The organism is Pantoea sp. BL1, from assembly GCF_000963985.1.
GTDB classification, from domain to species: Bacteria; Pseudomonadota; Gammaproteobacteria; order Enterobacterales; family Enterobacteriaceae; genus Pantoea; species Pantoea rwandensis_B.
On the sequence record NZ_JZRH01000042.1, the window covers coordinates 1 to 19,948 of the forward strand.

Sequence of the window (19,948 nt, forward strand, 5' to 3'; positions counted from 1 at the left end):
CCTCCTGGATGCACCATTCTGTTTTCTTCATGCTATTCTCAAACTGTTTCATCCGTAACATCAGTTATACCCCAATGCATCCATAGCTCAGCTGGATAGAGTACTCGGCTACGAACCGAGCGGTCGGAGGTTCGAATCCTCCTGGATGCACCATCTCCTGTTCGAAACAATCAACACCCGCTTTCTGAATTTACTTCCCATTTTTCTTCATCACACAAAAACCACTTATATAACCGCCATTTATCCCCGGTATGGCTACCTGACCTTTTTCCGAAAACAAAAATAGCTAATGCTTTCAAAGCATTTGCTGTTAAGCACACCTGGCGACAACCTAAGCGCATTACGCTAAAGTAATGGCTCATTTTGTGGTGCTCGATGGAGTGACAATGTACGACCAATATGACGCCCTGATTTTCGATATGGACGGCACAATCCTGGATACTGAGCCGACACATCGAAAAGCCTGGCAGCAGGTGCTGAGCCGTTACGGTTTCACCATGGATGAGAAAAAAATGGTGAGTTTTAATGGCGCACCCACCTGGCAGCTGGCGCAGTACATTCTTGAGCAGAACAATGCTGAGCATGATCCTCATTTGCTGGCCGCGGAGAAAACCGAAGCGCTCAAGGCGATGTTGCTGGATGATGTACGCCCTTTACCGTTAATGGACGTGGTGAAATCGTATCACGGTCGTCGTCCCATGGCGGTGGGTACCGGCAGTGAACATAGCCTGGCAAAGGCTCTGCTTGAAGCCTTGGGTGTCTATCATCTGTTTGATGCCGTTGTCGGCGCGGATGATGTGCAGCGCCATAAACCCCAACCTGATACTTTTTTACGCTGCGCCGAGTTAATAGGCGTGGCACCTGAACGCTGTGTGGTATTTGAAGATGCTGACTTTGGTGTTCAGGCGGCGCGAGCCGCGGGCATGGATGTGGTTGATGTCCGTTTACTTTGAATGAAATTCTGACCTATGGATCGTTATTCGGTAGTAGCTTTCTGAGTGCCACTCTCCTTCCAGGAAGTTCAGAGGCTGTGCTGATTGCTTTACTGATCGCCCAAAAGGGTTCGATCTATGGATTGTTATTGGCCGCATCAGTGGGAAACACGCTGGGTGGCCTGACCAACATTATTCTTGGTCGCCTCATGCCGCCAAAAGGGCAGGGGCGATGGCATGACACAGCAATGACGTGGTTACATCGATTGGGTCCTGCAGCGCTGCTTTTAAGCTGGCTGCCGGTAGTGGGCGACCTGCTTTGCGTGCTTGCAGGCTGGTTGCGCTTTGCCTGGCTGCCCTCGGTGCTGTTCCTCGCCATCGGTAAAACGCTGCGTTATATCGTTATCGCGACCGCCACATTACAAACAATGCAATGGTGGCATTGATTCGCACAGATTCGAGGCTACGGTTAACATTATGCTGAACAAAAATAAATTATTCGCACAGCGGGAGGTTAATGTGATCCCGGACGTATCAAAAGCGCTTTCCTGGTTGGAAGCGCATCCCGACGCGTTGAAGGGTATCGGCCGTGGCATTGAACGCGAGACTTTGCGCGTTAATCCAAATGGTCACCTGGCAACCACCGGACATCCTGAATCCCTGGGTTCAGCGCTGAAGCACAGTTGGATTACCACTGATTTTGCCGAAACGCTGCTGGAGTTCATTACGCCTGTCGATCAAAGCATTGATCGGTCACTGGCTTTCCTGCGTGATATTCACCGCCACACTGCGCGAGAGTTAGGTCAGGAACGTATGTGGCCGTTCAGTATGCCGGGTTATGTTGAAGATGTTGATAGCATCGAGCTGGCGCAATATGGCAGCTCTAATGTCGGTAAGATGAAAACCCTCTATCGGCAGGGACTGAAAAATCGCTACAGCGCACTGATGCAGATTATCTCAGGTGTGCATTATAACTTCTCGCTGCCACTGTCGTTCTGGCAGGAGTGGGCGGATGTAAAAGATGCGGAAAGCGGCAAAGAGACCATTTCTGCCGGATATCTGCGTTTGATCCGCAACTATTATCGTTTTGGTTGGGTGATCCCTTATCTGTTCGGTGCATCCCCAGCGATCTGTTCATCGTTCCTGCAGGGACGTGAAAGCAAATTACCCTTTGAAACGGACGGCAAAGGCACGTTGTGGCTGCCGTATGCCACTTCGCTGCGCCTCAGTGATTTAGGCTACACCAACAAGTCGCAAAGCGGTTTGGGCATCACTTTTAACTCGCTCGACGGTTACGTTGCAGCGCTGAAAGCGGCGATCAAGACGCCGTCAGAAGAGTATGCGGCCATGGGCACCAAAGATGCAGACGGCAACTGGCTGCAGCTGAACACCAACGTGTTACAGATTGAAAACGAACTGTATGCACCTATTCGTCCAAAACGTGTGACTCGTTCGGGTGAAGCGCCTTCTGATGCGTTGTTACGCGGTGGTATCGAGTACATCGAAGTGCGTTCTCTGGATATCAACCCGTTCTCTGCCATTGGCGTGGACGCTAATCAGGCGCGTTTCCTCGACCTGTTCCTGATTTGGTGTACCCTGGCGGATGCTCCTGAGATGAGTTCTGACGAGCTGTTATGCAGCCGTAAAAACTGGAACCGCGTGGTTATGGAAGGACGTAAGCCGGGCCAGGTGATTGGTGTAGGTTGTAGCGATACAGAACATCCGCTGGTTGATGTGGGTAAAGCCCTGTTTGCCGATCTTCGTCGTGTTGCCGAGGTGCTCGACAGCAATTATGGCAGCACGCAATATCAACAGGTTTGTGATCAACTGGTGGCATCGTTTGATGATCCTGAGCTAACCTATTCAGCGCGTATTCTGCATGCCATCAAAGAAAATGGCTTAACCGGCGCAGGTGTGGCACTGGCTGAACAGTATCGTCATCTGCTGTGTGAAGAGCCGTTAGAGATTTTGACCGAAGATGACTTTAATCGTCAGGCGTTGGAATCGGTGCAGGCGCAGGAAAAGCTGGAACAGAGTGATACGCTGGATTTCGAAAGTTATCTGGCAGGTCGCGAAGGCTAAAAAGAAAATGGCCACATCATTGTGGCCAAAATTAACATCTCTGTTGTCAGGGATGATGATAACAAATGCGCGTCTTTCATATATTCAGACGTTGGGCGAACGGAAAAGTTTCATCGTTTTAAAAAAAATCTCAAAACAGGAGGTGACGTATGCCACTACTGGATAGTTTTACTGTTGATCACACCATCATGGGTGCACCCGCTGTGCGCGTTGCAAAAACCATGAACACTCCGCATGGCGATACCATCACCGTTTTTGACCTGCGTTTCTGCCGTCCGAATATCGATATTCTGACTGAGCGCGGCATCCATACGCTGGAGCACCTGTTCGCTGGCTTTATGCGTAATCACCTCAATGGTGATGGCGTGGAAATCGTTGATATCTCGCCAATGGGCTGCCGCACCGGCTTCTACATGAGCCTGATTGGTGAACCAGACGAGCAGCGCGTAGCGAAAGCGTGGAAAGGGGCGATGGAAGATGTTCTGAAAGTGAAAGAACAGAGCCAGATCCCGGAACTGAATGAATACCAGTGTGGTAGCTACAAGCTACACTCACTCGACGAAGCGCAGCAGATTGCGCGTAACGTGTTGGCGCATGAGATTGGCGTGAACCGTAACGAAGATCTGAAACTGCCGGCTGAGAAGCTGAAAGAGCTGCACATCTAGTGCCTGTCTGAGCAGAAATGAAAACGCCGCGATGTTCGCGGCGTTTTTTTTTGGCTTCAGGAACCGATGGAGGATTTCAGCGGATTATGCGGGGTAATGCGCACCTGCTTCACCATGTTGTCTTGCACGTCGAGGATATCCACATCGTACTTACCGATTTTCACGCGTGTATCGACCAACGGAATCTCTTCCAGCGCTTCCAGCAGCATGCCATTGATGGTGCGTGCTTCGTCTTCGGGTAACGTCCAGTTAAAGGCTTTATTGATTTCACGCACGTTGGCGCTGCCTTCAATCAGCACTGAGCCATCATTCTGCGGCATCACTTCTTCCGCCAGCGAGGGAGACATGGACGTCGTAAAGTCGCCAACAATCTCTTCCAGAATGTCTTCAATGGTCACCAGTCCTTTGATGTCACCATATTCATCGACCACTAAGCCGACTTTCTTCTTATTACGCTGGAATTTCACCAGCTGAACATTCAGCGGTGTACCTTCCGGCACATAATAAATTTCATCAGCGGCGCGCAGCAGGCGATCTTTGTTGAACTCTTTCTTCTCGGTCATCATGCGCCAGGCTTCACGCACGCGCAGCATGCCAACAGAATCATCCAGCGAATCGCGGAACAGCACGATCCGGCCATGCGGCGAGTTACTCAGTTGGCGGACAATCGATTTCCAGTCGTCGTTGACGTTAATGCCGACAATTTCATTGCGTGGCACCATGATGTCATCAACGCTGACCTTTTCCAGATCCAGCACCGACAGCAGCATATCCTGATTACGACGTGACATCAGCGAGCGCGACTCATAGACAATGGTACGCAGTTCTTCCTTACTCAGGGCTGAACTAATGGAGCCTTCCGTTTTGATACCAACCATGCGCATCAGAATGCGGGTAATGGTGTTGAGCAGCCAGACCAAAGGCAGCATCACATACTGCAGCGGCGCTAGCAGCACACTGCTGGGATAGGCAACTTTTTCGGGGTAAAGCGCCGCAATGGTTTTCGGCAGCACTTCAGCAAACACCAGCACCACAAAAGTCAGGATCCCGGTGGCAATTGCCACACCCGCATCGCCGTAAAGACGCATACCGACAATGGTACCCAATGCGGAAGCCAGGATATTCACGAGGTTGTTGCCTATCAGCACCAGGCTGATTAAGCGATCAGGACGGCGTAAAAGTTTTTCGACACGACGAGCCGCGCGATTACCGCTTTTGGCTTTGTGGCGCAATTTATAACGATTGAGCGTCATCATGCCGGTCTCTGAACCGGAGAAGTACGCAGAGACCAGCACCATGATGACCAGCGTAACGATCAGCGTGGTGGTTGAAACATGTTCCAACGCAAAAATTCCTTTAGTGAGAAGTGAGCAGGTGCTGAAGCACGCGACTGCCGAAGTAGGCCATGGTCAGCAGCAGTGCACCGCCGCAGTTAAACCAGACGACGCGACGTCCGCGCCAGCCCTCGTGATAGTGTCCCCAGAGCAGAACGATATAAACAAACCAGGCAAGAATGGACAGTACCGCTTTATCGACATTCTCCGCGCTAAACAGGTTATGCATGAAGAACAGCCCGGTGCACAGCACCAGCGTCAACAGCACTACACCAATTTGCGTGATATGAAACATCTTACGCTCAATACTCAGCAGCGGCGGCATATCCTGGGTGAAAGCCAGTTTCTTATTTTTTAACTGGTAATCAATCCATGCCAGCTGCAGCGCATACAGTGCTGCGATAATCAGCGTGGCGTAGGCAAACAGCGACAGGCCAATATGGATCATCATGCCCGGCGTGGTTTCGAGATGGGTAATAAAGGCATTCGGCACAAAGGTGGCGAAGGCGAGGTTAATCAAGGCAAAGCCGTAGACAATCGGCAGCAGTAACCAACCGCGATTGCGCGATGCGACGATGGTCATGATCGCGCAGATCAGCAGACTCACCAGCGAACCGATGTTTAGCAGACTGAGGTTTTGTCCGTTATCGACGGCAAAAATGCGTTGTTGCAGTGCAACCGCATGGGCGATCAACGCGACGCAAGCAGAAAGCACGGCAAAACGACGCCAGCCACCGTTGCGTTTCAGCAGGCTGGGGATAATCAATGCAAGACTGAGGGAGTAGGCGAACAGCGCCACGATCGCGAAAACGAACATAGATCCTTTCAGGTGTCGGTCAGATAAGGAAAAAACCAGTATAGCGCCAGCTGCATCAGGCTCCAAACGATCTGAAGGTCAATTGCAGAGATCGCTGTGGCTTCGTGCTATAATCCGCCGCATTGTGCCGCCCAGGCGGCCTCGCTACGGTCCTAAGTGAGAGAGCATGTTTGATAATTTAACCGATCGTTTGTCGCAATCCCTGCGCAACATCAGCGGCCGCGGAAGGCTGACCGAAGACAACATTAAAGACACCTTGCGTGAAGTGCGCATGGCATTGCTGGAAGCGGACGTTGCGCTGCCGGTCGTGCGCGAGTTCATCAACCGCGTGAAAGAAGCGGCGGTAGGGCAGGATGTAAACAAAAGCCTGACGCCTGGCCAGGAATTTATCAAAATTGTTCGCAACGAGCTGGTTGCGGCAATGGGTGCAGAAAATAATGCGCTCAATCTGAACGCACAGCCGCCGGCTGTGGTGTTGATGGCGGGCCTGCAGGGTGCGGGTAAAACCACGAGCGTGGCGAAGCTGGGTAAGTTCCTGCGCGAGAAACATAAGAAGAAAGTGCTGGTGGTTTCTGCCGACGTTTATCGCCCGGCGGCGATTAAACAGTTGGAAACACTGGCGCAGCAGGTTGGCGTGGACTTCTGTCCTTCCGATCTGAGCCAAAAGCCTGTCGACATCGTTAAGAACGCCCTGAAAGAAGCGAAGCTGCAATTCTACGACGTGCTGCTGGTGGATACCGCCGGTCGTCTGCACGTTGATGAAGCGATGATGGACGAGATCAAACAGGTGCACGCCGCGATCAATCCGGTGGAAACCTTGTTTGTGGTCGATGCCATGACCGGTCAGGATGCGGCAAACACGGCAAAAGCCTTCAATGAAGCGCTGCCTCTGACGGGTGTGATTCTGACGAAAGTGGATGGTGATGCGCGCGGTGGTGCAGCGCTTTCAATTCGTCATATCACCGGCAAGCCGATTAAATTCATGGGTATGGGTGAGAAGACGGAAGCACTGGAAGCGTTTTATCCAGACCGTATCGCCTCACGCATCCTCGGCATGGGCGACGTACTGTCGCTGATCGAAGATATCGAGAGCAAAGTTGACCGCGAACAGGCGGAGAAGCTGGCGAAGAAACTCAAAACCGGTGATGGTTTTGATCTCAATGACTTCCTCGACCAGCTGAAGCAGATGCGCAACATGGGCGGCATGGCCAGCCTGATGGGTAAGCTGCCGGGCATGGGTCAGTTGCCAGACAACGTGAAGTCGCAGATGGATGACAAAGTGCTGGTGCGTATGGAGGCGATCATCAATTCGATGACCACCAAAGAGCGTCAGAAACCGGAAATCATCAAGGGCTCACGCAAGCGTCGTATTGCCACCGGTTCAGGTATGCAGGTGCAGGACGTTAACCGTTTATTGAAACAGTTCGACGACATGCAGCGCATGATGAAGAAAATGAAGAAGGGTGGCATGGCCAAAATGATGCGTGGCATGAAAGGTATGATGCCGCCCGGATTCCCCGGTCGCTAAGGCGAGCGGCACACAGCCAGAAAATTAACACGCTCAGGTTGCTTTTTTCGCCAAAATGAGTAAAATTTTCGGGCTTTTTATATTGCGCTCGGGTTCCATCCCTCGATGGAGCCCGAGCGCTTTATTAACTAATGAGGATGTTATGGTTACAATTCGTTTGGCACGTCACGGCGCGAAAAAGCGTCCGTTCTATCAGGTCGTCGTTACTGACAGCCGCAATGCGCGTAATGGTCGTTTCATCGAGCGCGTAGGTTTCTTCAACCCGATCGCTTCTGGTCAGGCTGAAGGTCTGCGTCTGGATCTGGACCGTATTGAGCACTGGGTTGGCCAGGGCGCAACGCTTTCTGATCGCGTTAACGCGCTGATCAAAGAAGCAAAAAAAGCAGCTTAATCTGTCACGGTGGTTAGCATGAGCATTAAACCTGCCGCACAGCCTCTCGTTAACCCAATTGTATTGGGGAAAATGGGGGCCGCTTACGGCATTCGAGGTTGGCTCAAAGTGTTTTCCTCCACTGAAGACGCTGAAAGCATCTTCGACTACCAACCTTGGTTCATCCAGCGCGCCGGTAAATGGCAGCAGGTCGAACTGGAAGGTTGGAAGCACCACAATCAGGACCTGATCATCAAAGTCAAAGGCATTGACGATCGGGACGCTGCGGCACAGTTAACCAATTGCGAAATTACGGTTGATTCTGCTCAGCTGCCAGCGCTGGAAGAGGGTGATTACTACTGGAAAGACCTTATGGGTTGCAAAGTGGTAAACCTCGACGGTTACGAAATGGGCAAAGTCATTGATTTGATGGAAACCGGTTCGAACGACGTTCTCGTCGTTAAGGCAAACCTGAAAGATGCATTCGGTGCTCAAGAGCGGTTAATCCCGTTTCTTGATGAACAGGTTATCAAGAAAGTCGATCTCTCTACTGGCACGATTGAAGTAGATTGGGATCCTGGTTTTTGATCTCCGGACAATCCGGTAACGTAACGGCGAACGCGATGTGGATTGGTGTTATTAGCCTGTTTCCAGAGATGTTTCGCGCTATTACCGAGTACGGGGTAACTGGCCGGGCAGTAAAAAATGGCCTGCTCAACATTCAAAGCTGGAGTCCTCGTGACTTCGCGCACGACCGGCACCGTACCGTGGATGAACGTCCTTACGGCGGCGGACCGGGAATGTTGATGATGGTGCAACCCTTACGGGATGCTATCCACGCAGCGAAAGCGGCGGCGGGAGAAGGTGCCAGGGTGATTTATCTTTCACCTCAGGGTCGCAAACTGGACCAACAGGGCGTTTGCGAACTGGCGACCAACCAGAAGTTGATTCTGGTGTGTGGTCGTTATGAAGGGATTGATGAGCGCGTGATTCACACTGAGATTGATGAAGAATGGTCAATCGGTGATTACGTACTCAGTGGTGGTGAGCTACCAGCCATGACGTTGATTGATTCAGTCGCCCGGTTCATCCCCGGCGTATTGGGCAAGCAGGCGTCAGCCGATGAGGATTCGTTCTCGGATGGTTTACTGGATTGCCCGCACTACACCCGACCTGAAGTGTTAGAAGGGATGGAGGTTCCGCCAGTCTTACTGTCGGGCAACCATGCCGATATTCGCCGCTGGCGCCTGAAACAGTCGCTAGGCCGTACCTGGCTAAGAAGACCTGAACTTCTGGAAAACCTGGCTCTGACTGAAGAGCAAGCACGGTTGCTAAATGAGTTCCAACGGGAACATCAGCAGCAACAAAACCATCAGGTGGAAGAGTAATCTTCCCTGACTATCAGTTTACCCAGGATATAGAGATTTAATTATGAGCAACATTATCAAGCAACTTGAACAAGAGCAGATGAAGCAGGACGTACCTTCATTCCGTCCGGGTGATTCCGTGGAAGTGAAAGTATGGGTCGTTGAAGGTTCTAAGAAACGTCTGCAGGCATTCGAGGGCGTGGTTATCGCTATTCGTAACCGCGGTCTGCACTCTGCATTCACTGTTCGTAAGATTTCAAACGGCGAAGGCGTTGAGCGTGTCTTCCAGACTCACTCTCCGGTAATTGACAGCATTTCTGTCAAACGTCGTGGTGCTGTACGTAAAGCCAAACTGTACTACCTGCGTGAGCGTACCGGTAAGTCAGCTCGTATCAAAGAGCGTCTGGGCGCGTAAGCGACATCCCAAAGTTAATAGCAAACAAGGGGTTGGCCTAAGGGCCAGCCCCTTTTTTTATGGCCGCTTGAGATGGTAAATCGCGCTATTCACTGGGCCGCTATCATGAATGATTAAACCATAGCGGTAATCGATAAACTCAAACCCACTGCGCAATGCCACGGTACGGCTGGCATGATTTTCCTCAGCAGCGATAATCTCCAGTAAGGGGATATGCGCGTGCTTGAAGCCAAAGTCCACCAATTGAGCCACTGCATGTGTTGCGACACCTTGCCTTTGCGCATCGCTGCGAACCCAATAGCCTAATGCACTAAATTCCCCAGGCTGCTGTGCGAATCTGATGCCTGCGCCGCCGAGTAACCGATCATTGCTATCGACAATGGCGAACTCTTCCGCTTCACCGTTTCTGCGCTGCAGATGGGTGAAATGAATCCAGCTAGCAGCTTCCTCTTCCCGATAATCGTGATGCGCCCACACCATCCATGGCTGCAGGCTGTTGAGAGAATGATTGACCGCCGCAGTAAAGGCGCCAGCATCCTTTAGAACGAAAGGACGTAGGGTGATGTTGGAGGTTGGCATCCTAAGATCCTGGAAAACGATGAATAACAAAATGTTAATGGAAAAAGAGGGTGTTGGCATTTTTTCAACAAAAGCGCGGTGTAAAATTTAGTTTACATAAACTGCTTTGCATTATATGGGTGCTATTTAATTAACTTCATGTATTTAATGTGTTTATTGTTTTGTTTTCATGGTCTTTATCAATAGTGGTAATAAAAGTGTACATTCATGGATTGCAAGATGTACATGTTGTGGTACAGTAAGCGCCATCCTCAGTGAGGATCCCAAACCGCATAAACGAGTAAAAAGGATCGCCATCATGCAGAAAGACGCGCTGAACAATGTCCATATCGCCGACGAACAGATTTTAATTACCCCGCAAGAGCTGAAAGCGAAGTTCCCGCTCACTGCGGCGCAAGAAGCGCAGATTGCCGCTTCTCGCCAGACTATTGCCGATATTATTGCTGGCCGCGATCCGCGCCTGCTGGTGGTCTGTGGTCCTTGTTCAATCCACGATACCGAAGCGGCACTTGAATACGCTCGTCAGCTGCAAACTCTCTCTGCACAGTTGAAGGATCAGCTGTACATCGTTATGCGCGTTTATTTTGAAAAACCCCGTACCACCGTTGGCTGGAAGGGGCTGATCAACGATCCTTACATGAACAACTCATTTGATATGGAAGCCGGGCTGCACATTGCGCGTCAGCTGCTGGTGAACCTGGTGAAAATGGGCCTGCCGCTGGCAACTGAAGCGCTGGATCCTAACAGCCCACAATACCTCGGCGATCTGTTTAGCTGGTCTGCGATCGGTGCCCGTACTACTGAGTCGCAAACACACCGCGAGATGGCTTCTGGTTTATCAATGCCTGTCGGCTTCAAAAACGGCACTGATGGCAGCCTGGGCACGGCGATCAACGCCATGCGCGCCGCCGCGATGCCGCACCGTTTTGTCGGCATCAATCAGGCGGGACAGGTTTGCCTGTTACAGACTCAAGGCAACCCGGATGGCCACGTGATCCTGCGTGGTGGGAAAGCGCCTAACTACGGCCCTGAAGATGTTGCGCAGTGTGAAAAAGAGATGCTGAAAGCGGGACTGCGTCCAGCCTTAATGATAGATTGCAGCCATGGTAATTCTAATAAAGACTACCGCCGTCAGCCTGGTGTAGCCGAATCGGCTATTGCGCAGATTAAAGATGGAAATCGTTCCATTATTGGCCTGATGCTGGAAAGCAATATTCACGAAGGCAATCAGTCTTCTGAGCAGCCACGTAGCGAAATGAAGTACGGTGTTTCCGTCACGGATGCCTGCATCAACTGGGAAACCACGGAAACCTTGCTGCGTGAAATCCATCAGGATCTGCAGGGAGTGCTGTCGGCACGTCTGTCACACGAGGAATAAAGAGTCATGGTGGCTGAACTGACCGCGCTACGCGATCAAATTGATGAAGTCGATAAAGCCCTGCTTGGGCTATTAGCCAAACGCCTTGAGCTGGTAGCTGAAGTAGGTGAGGTCAAAAGCCGTTATGGTTTGCCGATTTATGTGCCAGAACGTGAAGCCAGCATGCTGGCTTCACGTCGTCAGGAAGCTGAAGTGCTCGGCGTTTCGCCGGATCTGATTGAGGATGTCTTACGTCGCCTGATGCGTGAGTCTTATGCGCATGAAAACGACAAAGGCTTCAAAACACTCTGTCCGACGCTGCGCCCGGTGGTGATTGTTGGTGGGCGTGGCCAGATGGGGCGCTTGTTTGAAAAGATGCTCAATCTGTCAGGTTACCAGGTCCGTATTCTGGACAAGGGCGATTGGGATCGTTCTGAAGAGCTACTCAAAGATGCGGGCATGGTCATCATCAGTGTGCCAATCCATCTGACTGAGCAGATCATCGCCGAATTACCAACACTGCCGGAAGACTGCATTCTGGTTGATCTTGCATCGGTGAAGAATCGCCCATTGCAGGCGATGCTGGCGGCGCATACCGGCCCTGTGCTCGGTTTGCATCCCATGTTTGGCCCGGATAGCGGTAGCCTGGCGAAGCAGGTGGTGGTGTGGTGTGATGGCCGTCAGCCGGAGGCCTACCAGTGGTTCCTTGAGCAGATTCAGGTTTGGGGCGCGCGCTTACATCGCATTAGCGCGGTCGAGCATGACCAGAACATGGCCTTTATCCAGGCGCTGCGTCACTTTGCCACTTTTGCCTATGGTTTGCATTTAGCGGAAGAGAACGTCAACCTGGATCAACTGTTGGCGCTGTCCTCACCGATTTATCGCCTGGAACTGGCGATGGTTGGTCGACTGTTTGCTCAGGATCCACAGCTTTACGCAGACATCATCATGTCTTCGGAGAGTAATCTGGCGCTGATTAAGCGTTATTACCAGCGCTTTGGTGATGCAATCAAATTGCTGGAGCAGGGTGATAAACAGGCGTTCATCAAGAGTTTTGAAGGTGTCGCGCATTGGTTTGGCGATTACGCTCAACGCTTCCTGGTAGAGAGCCGAAGCATGTTGCGTTCGGCTAACGATAGCCGGCAATAAAAGAGAAGGCATCCGTAAGGATGCCTTTTTCATTTACAGTCGCGGTTCCACCGGAACAACATTTTCACCCGGATAGCAGCCGAGTACTTTCAGAGAGCGCGTCAAATCACGCAGCTCTTTCAACGCCAGCTGCATGTTCTCCGATTGCAGATTGCCCTGCACATCAATGTAAAACATCTCTTCCCATGGGTTGCCGTTAATTGGGCGGTTTTCTAGTTTACTCATGATCAGATTATGATTACGCAGCACCAGCAGAGCCTCAACCAGTGCACCAGCTTGCTGACCGGTAGCCATAATCAATGTGGTTTTGGCTGGTACCTGGCCAGAAACTTCAATCGGCTTACGTGCCAGCACAATGAAACGGGTATGGTTTTGTTGCTGGTTAGCTAAATTCCGTTCTAACACCTGCAGACCATACAGCTCCCCGCCCGCTTCACTGCCCAGAGCCGCCACTTTTGATGAATTCATCGCCGCGACCTTTTCCATTGCCGCTGCGGTGCTCTCGGTATATTCGATTTTCCATTGTGGGAAACGATTGATGAACTGGCTGCACTGCTGGAATGGCTGAGGATGGCTATAAACCGTTTCTATTTGCTGTAAGTCGGTATTGCCGCTGACCAGCACACAGTGTTCGATAGGAATGGTCAGCTCGCCAACGATGGAGAGCGTCGTCTGCTGCAACAGGTCATAGACGTCGTTAATCGAGCCTGAGCTGGTATTTTCGATCGGCATCACGGCGTAATCTGCCTGACCACTCTCCACCTGATGGATGATGTCGTGGAATTTCAGACAGCCCATCTCAACCATTGAATCAAAATGACGTGTGGCGTATTTGCGTGCTGCGAGGTGAGAGTACGAACCTTTAGGACCCAGAAATGCAATGCGTGGTGCGTGCGCGTGCGGATGGTTTAAGTTTTTCTGCAGCAGCGCTTGCTGAGTCAGCACCGAATCTTCAATCACCAGTTGGAACAGGCGGGTAATGTAGTGTGCATCAAGCTGATGCTTTTTACCGAGTGAGATCAGATTTTCCAGCAGAGCGCGTTCACGCTCAACATCGCGAATAGGGCGATGGGTCGCGAGTTTTGCTTGTGCCACTTCAACCGCCAGCGAACGGCGTTCAGATAACAGCGTTAAAAGCTTTTCATCAACAGCGCTAATCTTATCGCGTAATGCCAGCAGTGGATTTTCGGGATTCATAGGGCTCACCTGTAAAATGTCCAATAAAAAAGCCTCCCGTTTGGGAGGCTTTGTTGTTCGTCTTCGCATTCATTTTCACATGACGAATCGCCTCCCAATCAGGGGAAGGTAAAAAAGAATGCGAAGAAGAACGGTAGATGTTTCATGTGTGATTCCAGCAATAAAGTGGATTGAGAGTAACCGCAGTGATTTAAAGCTGTCAATAAAAAACGCGCCCGCAGGCGCGTTACTGGAAAAGGTCTATTTATCCCGCAGGTGTGAAATCTTTCATACTGCTGGTTGCGCGGCGCGCTTCAGGTTTGTGCTGCGCCTTATTAAGTTGTCGCTCCAGCTTGGCAATCAGATCGTTGATAGCCGTGTACATATCTTCGTGTTTCGCGCTGGCAACCAGCGTGCCGTTAGGTGTGTTAATGGTGGCATCAGCCACGAATTCTTTCGGCTCTTTCGATAACACGATGTGCGGATTTATCAGGTGAGTTTGCCACTTTTCCAGCTTGGCGAGACGGTCTTCGACATGGTTGCGGATAGCCGCAGTGATTTCCATTTGTTTGCTGGTAATGTTCAGAATCATAGTTAAACCTCTCTGTCATTTCCGTCTGGGTAGGACCAGCATACCGCGTAAATCAGGAAAAAGTGTGATCTATATCACATTGAAATGTCACTTTTTGTCAATGCCAATGAATTGTGAGAAAGGCTCATAAAATCGCCGAAAATGCTTGAAGGGCAGGGATGAAAAGAGCAAGATTGATGAGTTAACCGCAGCGTAGAATCAGCAATATGGCTGAATTTTCGGCAAAAAAAAGCAGCCATTAAGGCTGCTTTTTTATTGGTAGCAAAATCAGGACTGATTATTGGTCGCGATGATCTTCGCCACTTTGTCCGCTTCTGCCGTCAGCTGCAGCTGGCGGTAGGCATTTTCCATCAGCGGCAGCGCTTTGTGCGTCGCTTCAGTATCAGGGAAATCTTTCATCATCCCTTCAACACGGTTAACAACGGCGACATAGGCCCCGCGCTTGGTATAGAATTGCGCCACCGAGAGTTCATACTTCGCCAGACGCTCTTTCAGGTAGGCTAAACGTTTCTGCGCATCCTCAGCATACTGGCTGTTCGGATAGCTGCGCAGTAACTGGGAGAAGTCACGGAAAGCATCACGAGCGTGCGTCGGATCACGATCTGAACGATCGATACCGAAGAAGCCCTGCAGTGCAGAGTCATCCAACGCCATATCCGTCAGGCCTTTCATATAGATGACGTAATCGATGTTTGGATGAGTCGGATTCAGGCGCATAAAGCGAGCGATAGCGGCTTGCGCCAGTGGCAGATCGGCATTTTTGTAATACGCGTAGATTAAATCCAGCTGTACTTGCTGCGAATAAGGGCCAAACGGGTAGCGGTTATCCAGTGCTTCCAGTTGCTTAATCGCCGCTTTAAAGTTACCGTCCTGCAGCTTTTGCTGGGCTGTAGCGTAAATTTCAGATGGCGGGCTGTCCGGAACGGGATCCGATGAGCCGGAACAACCCACCAGAGCCAGGCTCAGGATCAATGTGGCAGCAGCCACCAGATGTTTCATACGCGTCATGACGAAATGATTATCCTCAAAGTGTTGTAGCGGAAGCTGTCCGTATAGCTCCCGGTTATGACCTGGTACGATAGCACATTATATTAAACGGCATCGCCGTGAAAACCCAACGTTAACGAAGAAGCTGTATATGGCACAACAAGTTCAACTCACCGCAACGGTGTCCGAAGCACAGCTTGGACAACGCTTAGATCAGACTTTGGCGGAATTGTTCCCTGATTATTCACGTTCCCGCATAAAAGAATGGATCCTTGAGCGTCGCGTCAGCGTCAACGGCACCATCATCGATAAACCGAAAGAGAAAGTTTTCGGCGGTGAGCAGGTGTCTATCGATGCTGAAATCGAAGAAGCGCAGCGCTGGGAAGCGCAAAACATTCCCCTAAACATCGTTTATGAAGACGATGATATTCTGGTCATCAACAAACCGCGTGGCCTGGTGGTGCATCCTGGGGCAGGTAATCCGGATGGTACGGTCCTGAATGCGCTACTTTATCATTACCCACCGATTGCCGACGTCCCGCGTGCCGGGATCGTCCATCGTCTTGATAAAGACACAACCGGTTTGATGGTGGTAGCGAAGACCGTTCCCGCTCAGACGCACCTGGTGGAAACGCTGCAGCTGCGCGAGATTACCCGTGAATATGAAGCGGTTGCGATTGGCACCATGACGGCAGGCGGCACGGTTAATGAGCCGATGGCGCGCCACTCTACCAAACGCACGCACATGGCGGTACACCCTATGGGTAAACCCGCAACCACGCATTATCGCATCATGGAGCATTTCCGTGCCCACACGCGTCTGCGTCTGCGTCTGGAAACGGGTCGTACTCACCAGATTCGTGTGCACATGGCGCATATCAACCATCCATTAGTGGGTGATCCACTGTACGGCGGCCGTCCGCGTCCGCCTAAAGGTGCATCCGATGCGTTCATTGCTGCGCTGCGCGGTTTTGACCGTCAGGCTCTGCACGCCACCATGCTGCGTCTTTACCATCCCATCACCGGCATTGAGATGGAATGGCATGCGCCGTTGCCGCAAGACATGGTCGACCTGATTGAGGCGTTGAAAGCCGATACTCATGAGTTCCGTGATCAAATGGATTGGCTATGAGTGAGTGGATCATTCCTGACTGGCCTGCACCGCAGCGCGTTCAGGCATGTTCCACCTTGCGACATGGCGGTGTGAGCGCTGCGCCCTGGGATTCGCTGAATCTTGGAGCGCACGTTGGCGATGCTGAAACGCATGTCTTGCAAAATCGTCAGCATTTGAAAGATACGCTGCTGCCCGCCATGCCGCAGTGGCTTAATCAGGTGCATGGCCAGGACGTTGTACGTTTGCCTGCGGACGAGTTATTACCCAATGCTGATGCGGCCATCACCCGCGAATCCGGCGTCGTTTGCGCCATCATGACGGCAGATTGCTTGCCGGTGTTGTTTTGCAGTGATGATGGCAGTGAAGTGGCCGCTGCTCACGCTGGCTGGCGTGGTCTGTGTAACGGCGTGCTGGAACAGACGCTGCAGCAGTTTCGCTCACCAGCCCGTGAGATCCACGTCTGGCTTGGACCCGCCATCGGCCCTCAGGCATTTGAAGTTGGTGCAGAGGTGCGAGAAGCCTTTTTGGCGCACGATGTACAAGCCGATGCGGCTTTTCGCCCGGTTGGTGACAAATATTTTGCGAATATCTGGCAGTTAGCGCGTCAGCGGCTTCAGGCCGCGGGAGTGCATTCTATCAGTGGTTCACAGCGTTGCACTTTCACCGAAGCCAATGATTTTTTCTCCTACCGACGAGATGGAATCACCGGGCGTATGGCAACTTTGATTTGGCTGAGATAATCTTACGCCGCAAGACGATCCAGTAGCGTATTTTTTGTTCGCAACACAGGTCATTAACCTTGAAATATTTGAGGGATGACCTCATTTAATCTCCAGTAGCATTTTGACCTGTATTGGAGGAATCATGCGTCTGGATCGTCTTACTAATAAATTCCAGTTGGCCCTTGCCGATGCTCAGTCCCTTGCCCTGGGACACGACAATCAATTCATTGAACCCCTTCATTTGATGAGCGCGTTGCTCAATCAGGAAGGCGGATCGGTGCGTCCGTTGCTTAGCGCAGCAGGTGCCGATGTGGCTGGTCTGCGTACCAGCATCGAACAAGCTATCAACCGACTGCCGCAGGTAGAAGGTACGGATGGCGACGTACAGCCTTCAGCCGATCTCATTCGGGCTCTGAATCTGTGCGACAAACTCGCGCAAAAGCGCGGCGACAACTTTATATCATCTGAATTATTTGTTCTGGCGGCCCTCGACTCTCGTGGTTCGCTGGCGGACCTATTGAAGTCTGCTGGTGCAACCACCGAAAAACTCACCAAGGCCATCGAGCAATTGCGGGGAGGAGAGAACGTGAACGATCAAGGGGCTGAAGATCAGCGCCAGGCTTTAAAAAAATACACCATCGATCTGACTGAGCGCGCCGAATTGGGCAAGTTAGATCCGGTAATTGGTCGTGATGAAGAGATTCGTCGCACCATTCAGGTTTTGCAGCGCCGTACTAAAAACAACCCGGTATTAATTGGGGAGCCCGGCGTGGGTAAAACCGCGATTGCCGAAGGGTTAGCGCAGCGCATTATCAATGGTGAAGTGCCCGAAGGCCTGAAAGGCCGTCGCGTGTTAGCACTGGACATGGGGGCGCTGGTGGCGGGCGCTAAATATCGCGGCGAATTCGAAGAGCGCCTGAAAGGTGTGCTGAGCGATCTAGCAAAACAGGAAGGCAACGTTATTCTGTTTATCGACGAGCTGCACACCATGGTCGGTGCGGGTAAAGCCGATGGCGCGATGGATGCCGGTAACATGCTGAAGCCCGCATTAGCGCGCGGTGAGTTGCACTGCGTTGGTGCCACCACGCTGAATGAGTATCGTCAGTTCATTGAAAAAGATGCCGCACTGGAGCGCCGTTTCCAGAAAGTCTTTGTGGCTGAGCCGAGTGTGGAAGACACCATTGCTATTCTGCGAGGCCTGAAAGAGCGCTATGAACTGCACCACCATGTGCAGATTACGGATCCGGCAATTGTGGCTGCAGCAACGCTGTCGCACCGCTATATCTCCGATCGCCAGTTGCCAGATAAGGCCATTGACTTGATCGATGAGGCAGCATCAAGCATTCGTTTGCAGATGGATTCGAAACCGGAATCGTTGGATCGTCTGGAGCGCCGCATCATCCAGTTAAAGCTGGAACAGCAAGCGCTCAAGAAAGAGTCGGACGATGCCAGTATCAAACGTCTGGAGATGCTGGAAACGGAACTCGATCAGAAAGAGCGTGAATACGCTGAGCTGGAAGAAGAGTGGAAAGCGGAAAAAGCCTCTCTGACGGGTACGCAGAACATTAAGGCGGAACTGGAGCAGGCTCGTCTGGCGATGGAGCAGGCGCGACGTACTGGTGACCTGGGGCAAATGTCTGAACTGCAATACGGCAAAATTCCAGAGCTGGAAAAGCAGCTCGCTATTGCCACGCAGTCAGAAGGTAAAACCATGAAACTGTTGCGTAATCGCGTAACAGATGTGGAAATTGCCGACGTGCTAGCGCGCTGGACCGGCATTCCTGTGGCACGAATGATGGAAGGCGAGCGTGAGAAATTGCTGCGAATGGAGCAAGAGCTGCATGCGCGCGTGATTGGCCAGAACGAAGCTGTTGATGCAGTATCGAATGCGATTCGTCGTAGTCGTGCGGGTCTGTCCGATCCTAATCGCCCCATTGGCTCGTTCCTGTTCCTTGGACCAACCGGTGTTGGTAAAACCGAACTGAGTAAAGCACTGGCTAACTTCTTGTTCGACAGCGACGATGCCATGGTGCGTATTGATATGTCCGAGTTTATGGAAAAACACTCGGTGTCACGTTTAGTGGGTGCTCCTCCGGGCTATGTCGGTTATGAAGAGGGTGGTTATCTGACAGAAGCTGTTCGTCGTCGCCCTTATTCCGTGATTCTGCTGGATGAAGTCGAAAAGGCTCATCCGGATGTCTTCAACATCTTGTTGCAGGTATTGGATGATGGGCGTTTGACCGATGGCCAGGGACGCACGGTCGATTTCCGTAATACCGTGGTCATTATGACCTCTAACCTTGGGTCTGATCTGATCCAGGAACGTTTCGGTGCGTTGGACTATCCGGAAATGAAAGATATGGTGATGACGGTGGTAGGTTCGCATTTCCGCCCTGAGTTCATTAACCGTATTGATGAGGTGGTGGTGTTCCATCCATTGGGAGAACAGCACATTGCCTCCATCGCGCAGATTCAGCTGCAGCGGTTGTATCAGCGTCTCGAGGAGCGTGGTTATCAATTGCATATCTCTGATGCTGCGCTGAAACTGCTTGGCGAAAATGGTTACGATCCCGTTTACGGTGCGCGCCCATTAAAACGCGCTATCCAACAGCAGATCGAAAACCCGTTGGCGCAGAAGATTCTTTCTGGTGCTTTTGTCCCGGGTAAAACCATTGAGATGGATGTAAAAGACGACATTATTGTGGCGCACCAGTAATGCGATGTGACTTTAACGGGCCTGCGGGCCTAATGCCAGTCAGTTA

At 51.6% G+C, this 19,948-nt stretch carries 21 protein-coding genes, 1 tRNA gene and 1 other annotated feature; of the genes, 15 read left to right on the plus strand and 7 right to left on the minus strand.

Annotation, left to right across the window (positions count from 1 at the left end; all coding sequences use genetic code 11):
- Positions 1-76: 76 nt before the first annotated feature.
- From VH86_RS18385 to luxS, 5 genes are all read left to right on the plus strand, one after another.
- A tRNA-Arg gene (locus VH86_RS18385) sits at positions 77-153 on the plus strand.
- A 233-nt stretch (positions 154-386) separates the two neighbouring features.
- Positions 387-953: a fructose-1-phosphate/6-phosphogluconate phosphatase gene (yqaB, locus tag VH86_RS18390; protein ID WP_045833739.1), complete on the plus strand. Its 567-nt coding sequence runs from the start codon at positions 387-389 to the stop codon at positions 951-953.
- Positions 950-1,378 (plus strand): YqaA family protein, encoded by a 429-nt coding sequence (locus VH86_RS18395; protein WP_034822213.1) that lies wholly within the window; start codon positions 950-952, stop codon positions 1,376-1,378. The genes yqaB and VH86_RS18395 overlap by 4 nt, the downstream gene beginning before the upstream one ends.
- A 31-nt stretch (positions 1,379-1,409) precedes the next feature.
- Entirely contained in the window at positions 1,410-3,014 is a 1,605-nt protein-coding gene (gene gshA, locus VH86_RS18400; protein WP_045833740.1) for a glutamate--cysteine ligase, read from the plus strand.
- Between the two features lie 149 nt (positions 3,015-3,163).
- A complete protein-coding gene (gene luxS, locus VH86_RS18405) occupies positions 3,164-3,679 on the plus strand; it encodes an S-ribosylhomocysteine lyase (protein WP_034822217.1) in 516 nt (171 codons plus the stop codon).
- Between the two features lie 56 nt (positions 3,680-3,735).
- Here the strand turns inward: luxS and VH86_RS18410 are convergent, their stop codons facing one another.
- Positions 3,736-5,022: an HlyC/CorC family transporter gene (locus VH86_RS18410; RefSeq protein ID WP_045833741.1), complete on the minus strand. Its 1,287-nt coding sequence runs from the start codon at positions 5,020-5,022 to the stop codon at positions 3,736-3,738.
- A 13-nt stretch (positions 5,023-5,035) separates the two neighbouring features.
- The gene (locus VH86_RS18415) at positions 5,036-5,830 is read right to left on the minus strand and encodes an inner membrane protein YpjD (protein WP_038645240.1); all 795 of its coding nucleotides are present in this window, start codon (positions 5,828-5,830) and stop codon (positions 5,036-5,038) included.
- Between the two features lie 166 nt (positions 5,831-5,996).
- Between VH86_RS18415 and ffh the strand changes: the two genes are divergently transcribed.
- The 5 genes from ffh to rplS all read left to right on the plus strand — a co-directional run bounded on the left by ffh (position 5,997) and on the right by rplS (position 9,510).
- On the plus strand, positions 5,997-7,358 hold the full coding sequence (gene ffh, locus VH86_RS18420; protein WP_034822223.1) for a signal recognition particle protein: 1,362 nt from the start codon (positions 5,997-5,999) through the stop codon (positions 7,356-7,358).
- A 142-nt stretch (positions 7,359-7,500) separates the two neighbouring features.
- A complete protein-coding gene (rpsP, locus tag VH86_RS18425; protein ID WP_007893313.1) occupies positions 7,501-7,749 on the plus strand; it encodes a 30S ribosomal protein S16 in 249 nt (82 codons plus the stop codon).
- Between the two features lie 18 nt (positions 7,750-7,767).
- A complete protein-coding gene (rimM, locus tag VH86_RS18430) occupies positions 7,768-8,316 on the plus strand; it encodes a ribosome maturation factor RimM (RefSeq protein ID WP_034822227.1) in 549 nt (182 codons plus the stop codon).
- Between the two features lie 35 nt (positions 8,317-8,351).
- Positions 8,352-9,116, plus strand: coding sequence for a tRNA (guanosine(37)-N1)-methyltransferase TrmD (gene trmD, locus VH86_RS18435; protein WP_045816445.1), 765 nt, complete (start codon positions 8,352-8,354; stop codon positions 9,114-9,116).
- Between the two features lie 43 nt (positions 9,117-9,159).
- Positions 9,160-9,510 carry a 50S ribosomal protein L19 gene (rplS, locus tag VH86_RS18440; RefSeq protein ID WP_034822234.1) on the plus strand — a complete coding sequence of 117 codons (351 nt, stop codon included), beginning with the start codon at positions 9,160-9,162 and terminating at the stop codon, positions 9,508-9,510.
- A gap of 57 nt (positions 9,511-9,567) precedes the next feature.
- On the opposite strand, the gene VH86_RS18445 is transcribed toward rplS, so the two are convergent.
- On the minus strand, positions 9,568-10,089 hold the full coding sequence (locus VH86_RS18445) for a GNAT family N-acetyltransferase (RefSeq protein ID WP_045833742.1): 522 nt from the start codon (positions 10,087-10,089) through the stop codon (positions 9,568-9,570).
- A 298-nt stretch (positions 10,090-10,387) separates the two neighbouring features.
- On the opposite strand from VH86_RS18445, the gene VH86_RS18450 reads away from it, so the two are divergent.
- Positions 10,388-11,467: a 3-deoxy-7-phosphoheptulonate synthase gene (locus VH86_RS18450; protein WP_045833743.1), complete on the plus strand. Its 1,080-nt coding sequence runs from the start codon at positions 10,388-10,390 to the stop codon at positions 11,465-11,467.
- A gap of 6 nt (positions 11,468-11,473) precedes the next feature.
- Positions 11,474-12,595 carry a bifunctional chorismate mutase/prephenate dehydrogenase gene (gene tyrA / locus VH86_RS18455; RefSeq protein ID WP_038645245.1) on the plus strand — a complete coding sequence of 374 codons (1,122 nt, stop codon included), beginning with the start codon at positions 11,474-11,476 and terminating at the stop codon, positions 12,593-12,595.
- A gap of 33 nt (positions 12,596-12,628) precedes the next feature.
- Here tyrA and pheA read toward each other — a convergent pair whose 3' ends face one another.
- The 4 genes from pheA to bamD all read right to left on the minus strand — a co-directional run bounded on the left by pheA (position 12,629) and on the right by bamD (position 15,371).
- Positions 12,629-13,792 (minus strand): bifunctional chorismate mutase/prephenate dehydratase, encoded by a 1,164-nt coding sequence (pheA, locus tag VH86_RS18460; protein ID WP_045833744.1) that lies wholly within the window; start codon positions 13,790-13,792, stop codon positions 12,629-12,631.
- A 22-nt stretch (positions 13,793-13,814) separates the two neighbouring features.
- Positions 13,815-13,939, minus strand: a sequence feature (Phe leader region).
- On the minus strand, positions 13,891-13,938 hold the full coding sequence (gene pheL / locus VH86_RS25795; protein WP_100703679.1) for a pheA operon leader peptide PheL: 48 nt from the start codon (positions 13,936-13,938) through the stop codon (positions 13,891-13,893). It overlaps the preceding feature by 48 nt.
- Before the next feature lie 97 nt (positions 13,940-14,036).
- Entirely contained in the window at positions 14,037-14,363 is a 327-nt protein-coding gene (gene raiA / locus VH86_RS18465) for a ribosome-associated translation inhibitor RaiA (RefSeq protein WP_034822244.1), read from the minus strand.
- Positions 14,364-14,630: 267 nt separating this feature from the next.
- Positions 14,631-15,371, minus strand: a complete 741-nt coding sequence (gene bamD / locus VH86_RS18470; protein ID WP_045833745.1) for an outer membrane protein assembly factor BamD — start codon at positions 15,369-15,371, stop codon at positions 14,631-14,633.
- Positions 15,372-15,501: 130 nt separating this feature from the next.
- Between bamD and rluD the strand changes: the two genes are divergently transcribed.
- From rluD to clpB, 3 genes are all read left to right on the plus strand, one after another.
- On the plus strand, positions 15,502-16,482 hold the full coding sequence (gene rluD, locus VH86_RS18475; protein ID WP_045833746.1) for a 23S rRNA pseudouridine(1911/1915/1917) synthase RluD: 981 nt from the start codon (positions 15,502-15,504) through the stop codon (positions 16,480-16,482).
- Positions 16,479-17,204, plus strand: a complete 726-nt coding sequence (gene yfiH / locus VH86_RS18480) for a purine nucleoside phosphorylase YfiH (RefSeq protein WP_038645249.1) — start codon at positions 16,479-16,481, stop codon at positions 17,202-17,204. Before rluD ends, yfiH begins: the two co-directional genes overlap by 4 nt.
- A 124-nt stretch (positions 17,205-17,328) precedes the next feature.
- Positions 17,329-19,902: an ATP-dependent chaperone ClpB gene (clpB, locus tag VH86_RS18485; protein ID WP_045833747.1), complete on the plus strand. Its 2,574-nt coding sequence runs from the start codon at positions 17,329-17,331 to the stop codon at positions 19,900-19,902.
- Positions 19,903-19,948: the final 46 nt, after the last annotated feature.

Excerpts from the sequence above, each read along its gene's own strand:
- rimM (WP_034822227.1), top strand. The coding sequence starts at position 7,768 with ATGAGCATTAAACCTGCCGCACAGCCTCTCGTTAACCCAATTGTATTG.
- VH86_RS18445 (WP_045833742.1), bottom strand. The coding sequence starts at position 10,089 with ATGCCAACCTCCAACATCACCCTACGTCCTTTCGTTCTAAAGGATGCT.
- ffh (WP_034822223.1), top strand. The coding sequence starts at position 5,997 with ATGTTTGATAATTTAACCGATCGTTTGTCGCAATCCCTGCGCAACATC.
- rluD (WP_045833746.1), top strand. The coding sequence starts at position 15,502 with ATGGCACAACAAGTTCAACTCACCGCAACGGTGTCCGAAGCACAGCTT.
- rpsP (WP_007893313.1), top strand. The coding sequence starts at position 7,501 with ATGGTTACAATTCGTTTGGCACGTCACGGCGCGAAAAAGCGTCCGTTC.
- trmD (WP_045816445.1), top strand. The coding sequence starts at position 8,352 with ATGTGGATTGGTGTTATTAGCCTGTTTCCAGAGATGTTTCGCGCTATT.
- raiA (WP_034822244.1), bottom strand. The coding sequence starts at position 14,363 with ATGATTCTGAACATTACCAGCAAACAAATGGAAATCACTGCGGCTATC.
- luxS (WP_034822217.1), top strand. The coding sequence starts at position 3,164 with ATGCCACTACTGGATAGTTTTACTGTTGATCACACCATCATGGGTGCA.
- pheA (WP_045833744.1), bottom strand. The coding sequence starts at position 13,792 with ATGAATCCCGAAAATCCACTGCTGGCATTACGCGATAAGATTAGCGCT.
- yqaB (WP_045833739.1), top strand. The coding sequence starts at position 387 with ATGTACGACCAATATGACGCCCTGATTTTCGATATGGACGGCACAATC.
- bamD (WP_045833745.1), bottom strand. The coding sequence starts at position 15,371 with ATGACGCGTATGAAACATCTGGTGGCTGCTGCCACATTGATCCTGAGC.
- VH86_RS18415 (WP_038645240.1), bottom strand. The coding sequence starts at position 5,830 with ATGTTCGTTTTCGCGATCGTGGCGCTGTTCGCCTACTCCCTCAGTCTT.
- VH86_RS18450 (WP_045833743.1), top strand. The coding sequence starts at position 10,388 with ATGCAGAAAGACGCGCTGAACAATGTCCATATCGCCGACGAACAGATT.
- gshA (WP_045833740.1), top strand. The coding sequence starts at position 1,410 with ATGCTGAACAAAAATAAATTATTCGCACAGCGGGAGGTTAATGTGATC.
- rplS (WP_034822234.1), top strand. The coding sequence starts at position 9,160 with ATGAGCAACATTATCAAGCAACTTGAACAAGAGCAGATGAAGCAGGAC.
- clpB (WP_045833747.1), top strand. The coding sequence starts at position 17,329 with ATGCGTCTGGATCGTCTTACTAATAAATTCCAGTTGGCCCTTGCCGAT.
- yfiH (WP_038645249.1), top strand. The coding sequence starts at position 16,479 with ATGAGTGAGTGGATCATTCCTGACTGGCCTGCACCGCAGCGCGTTCAG.
- tyrA (WP_038645245.1), top strand. The coding sequence starts at position 11,474 with ATGGTGGCTGAACTGACCGCGCTACGCGATCAAATTGATGAAGTCGAT.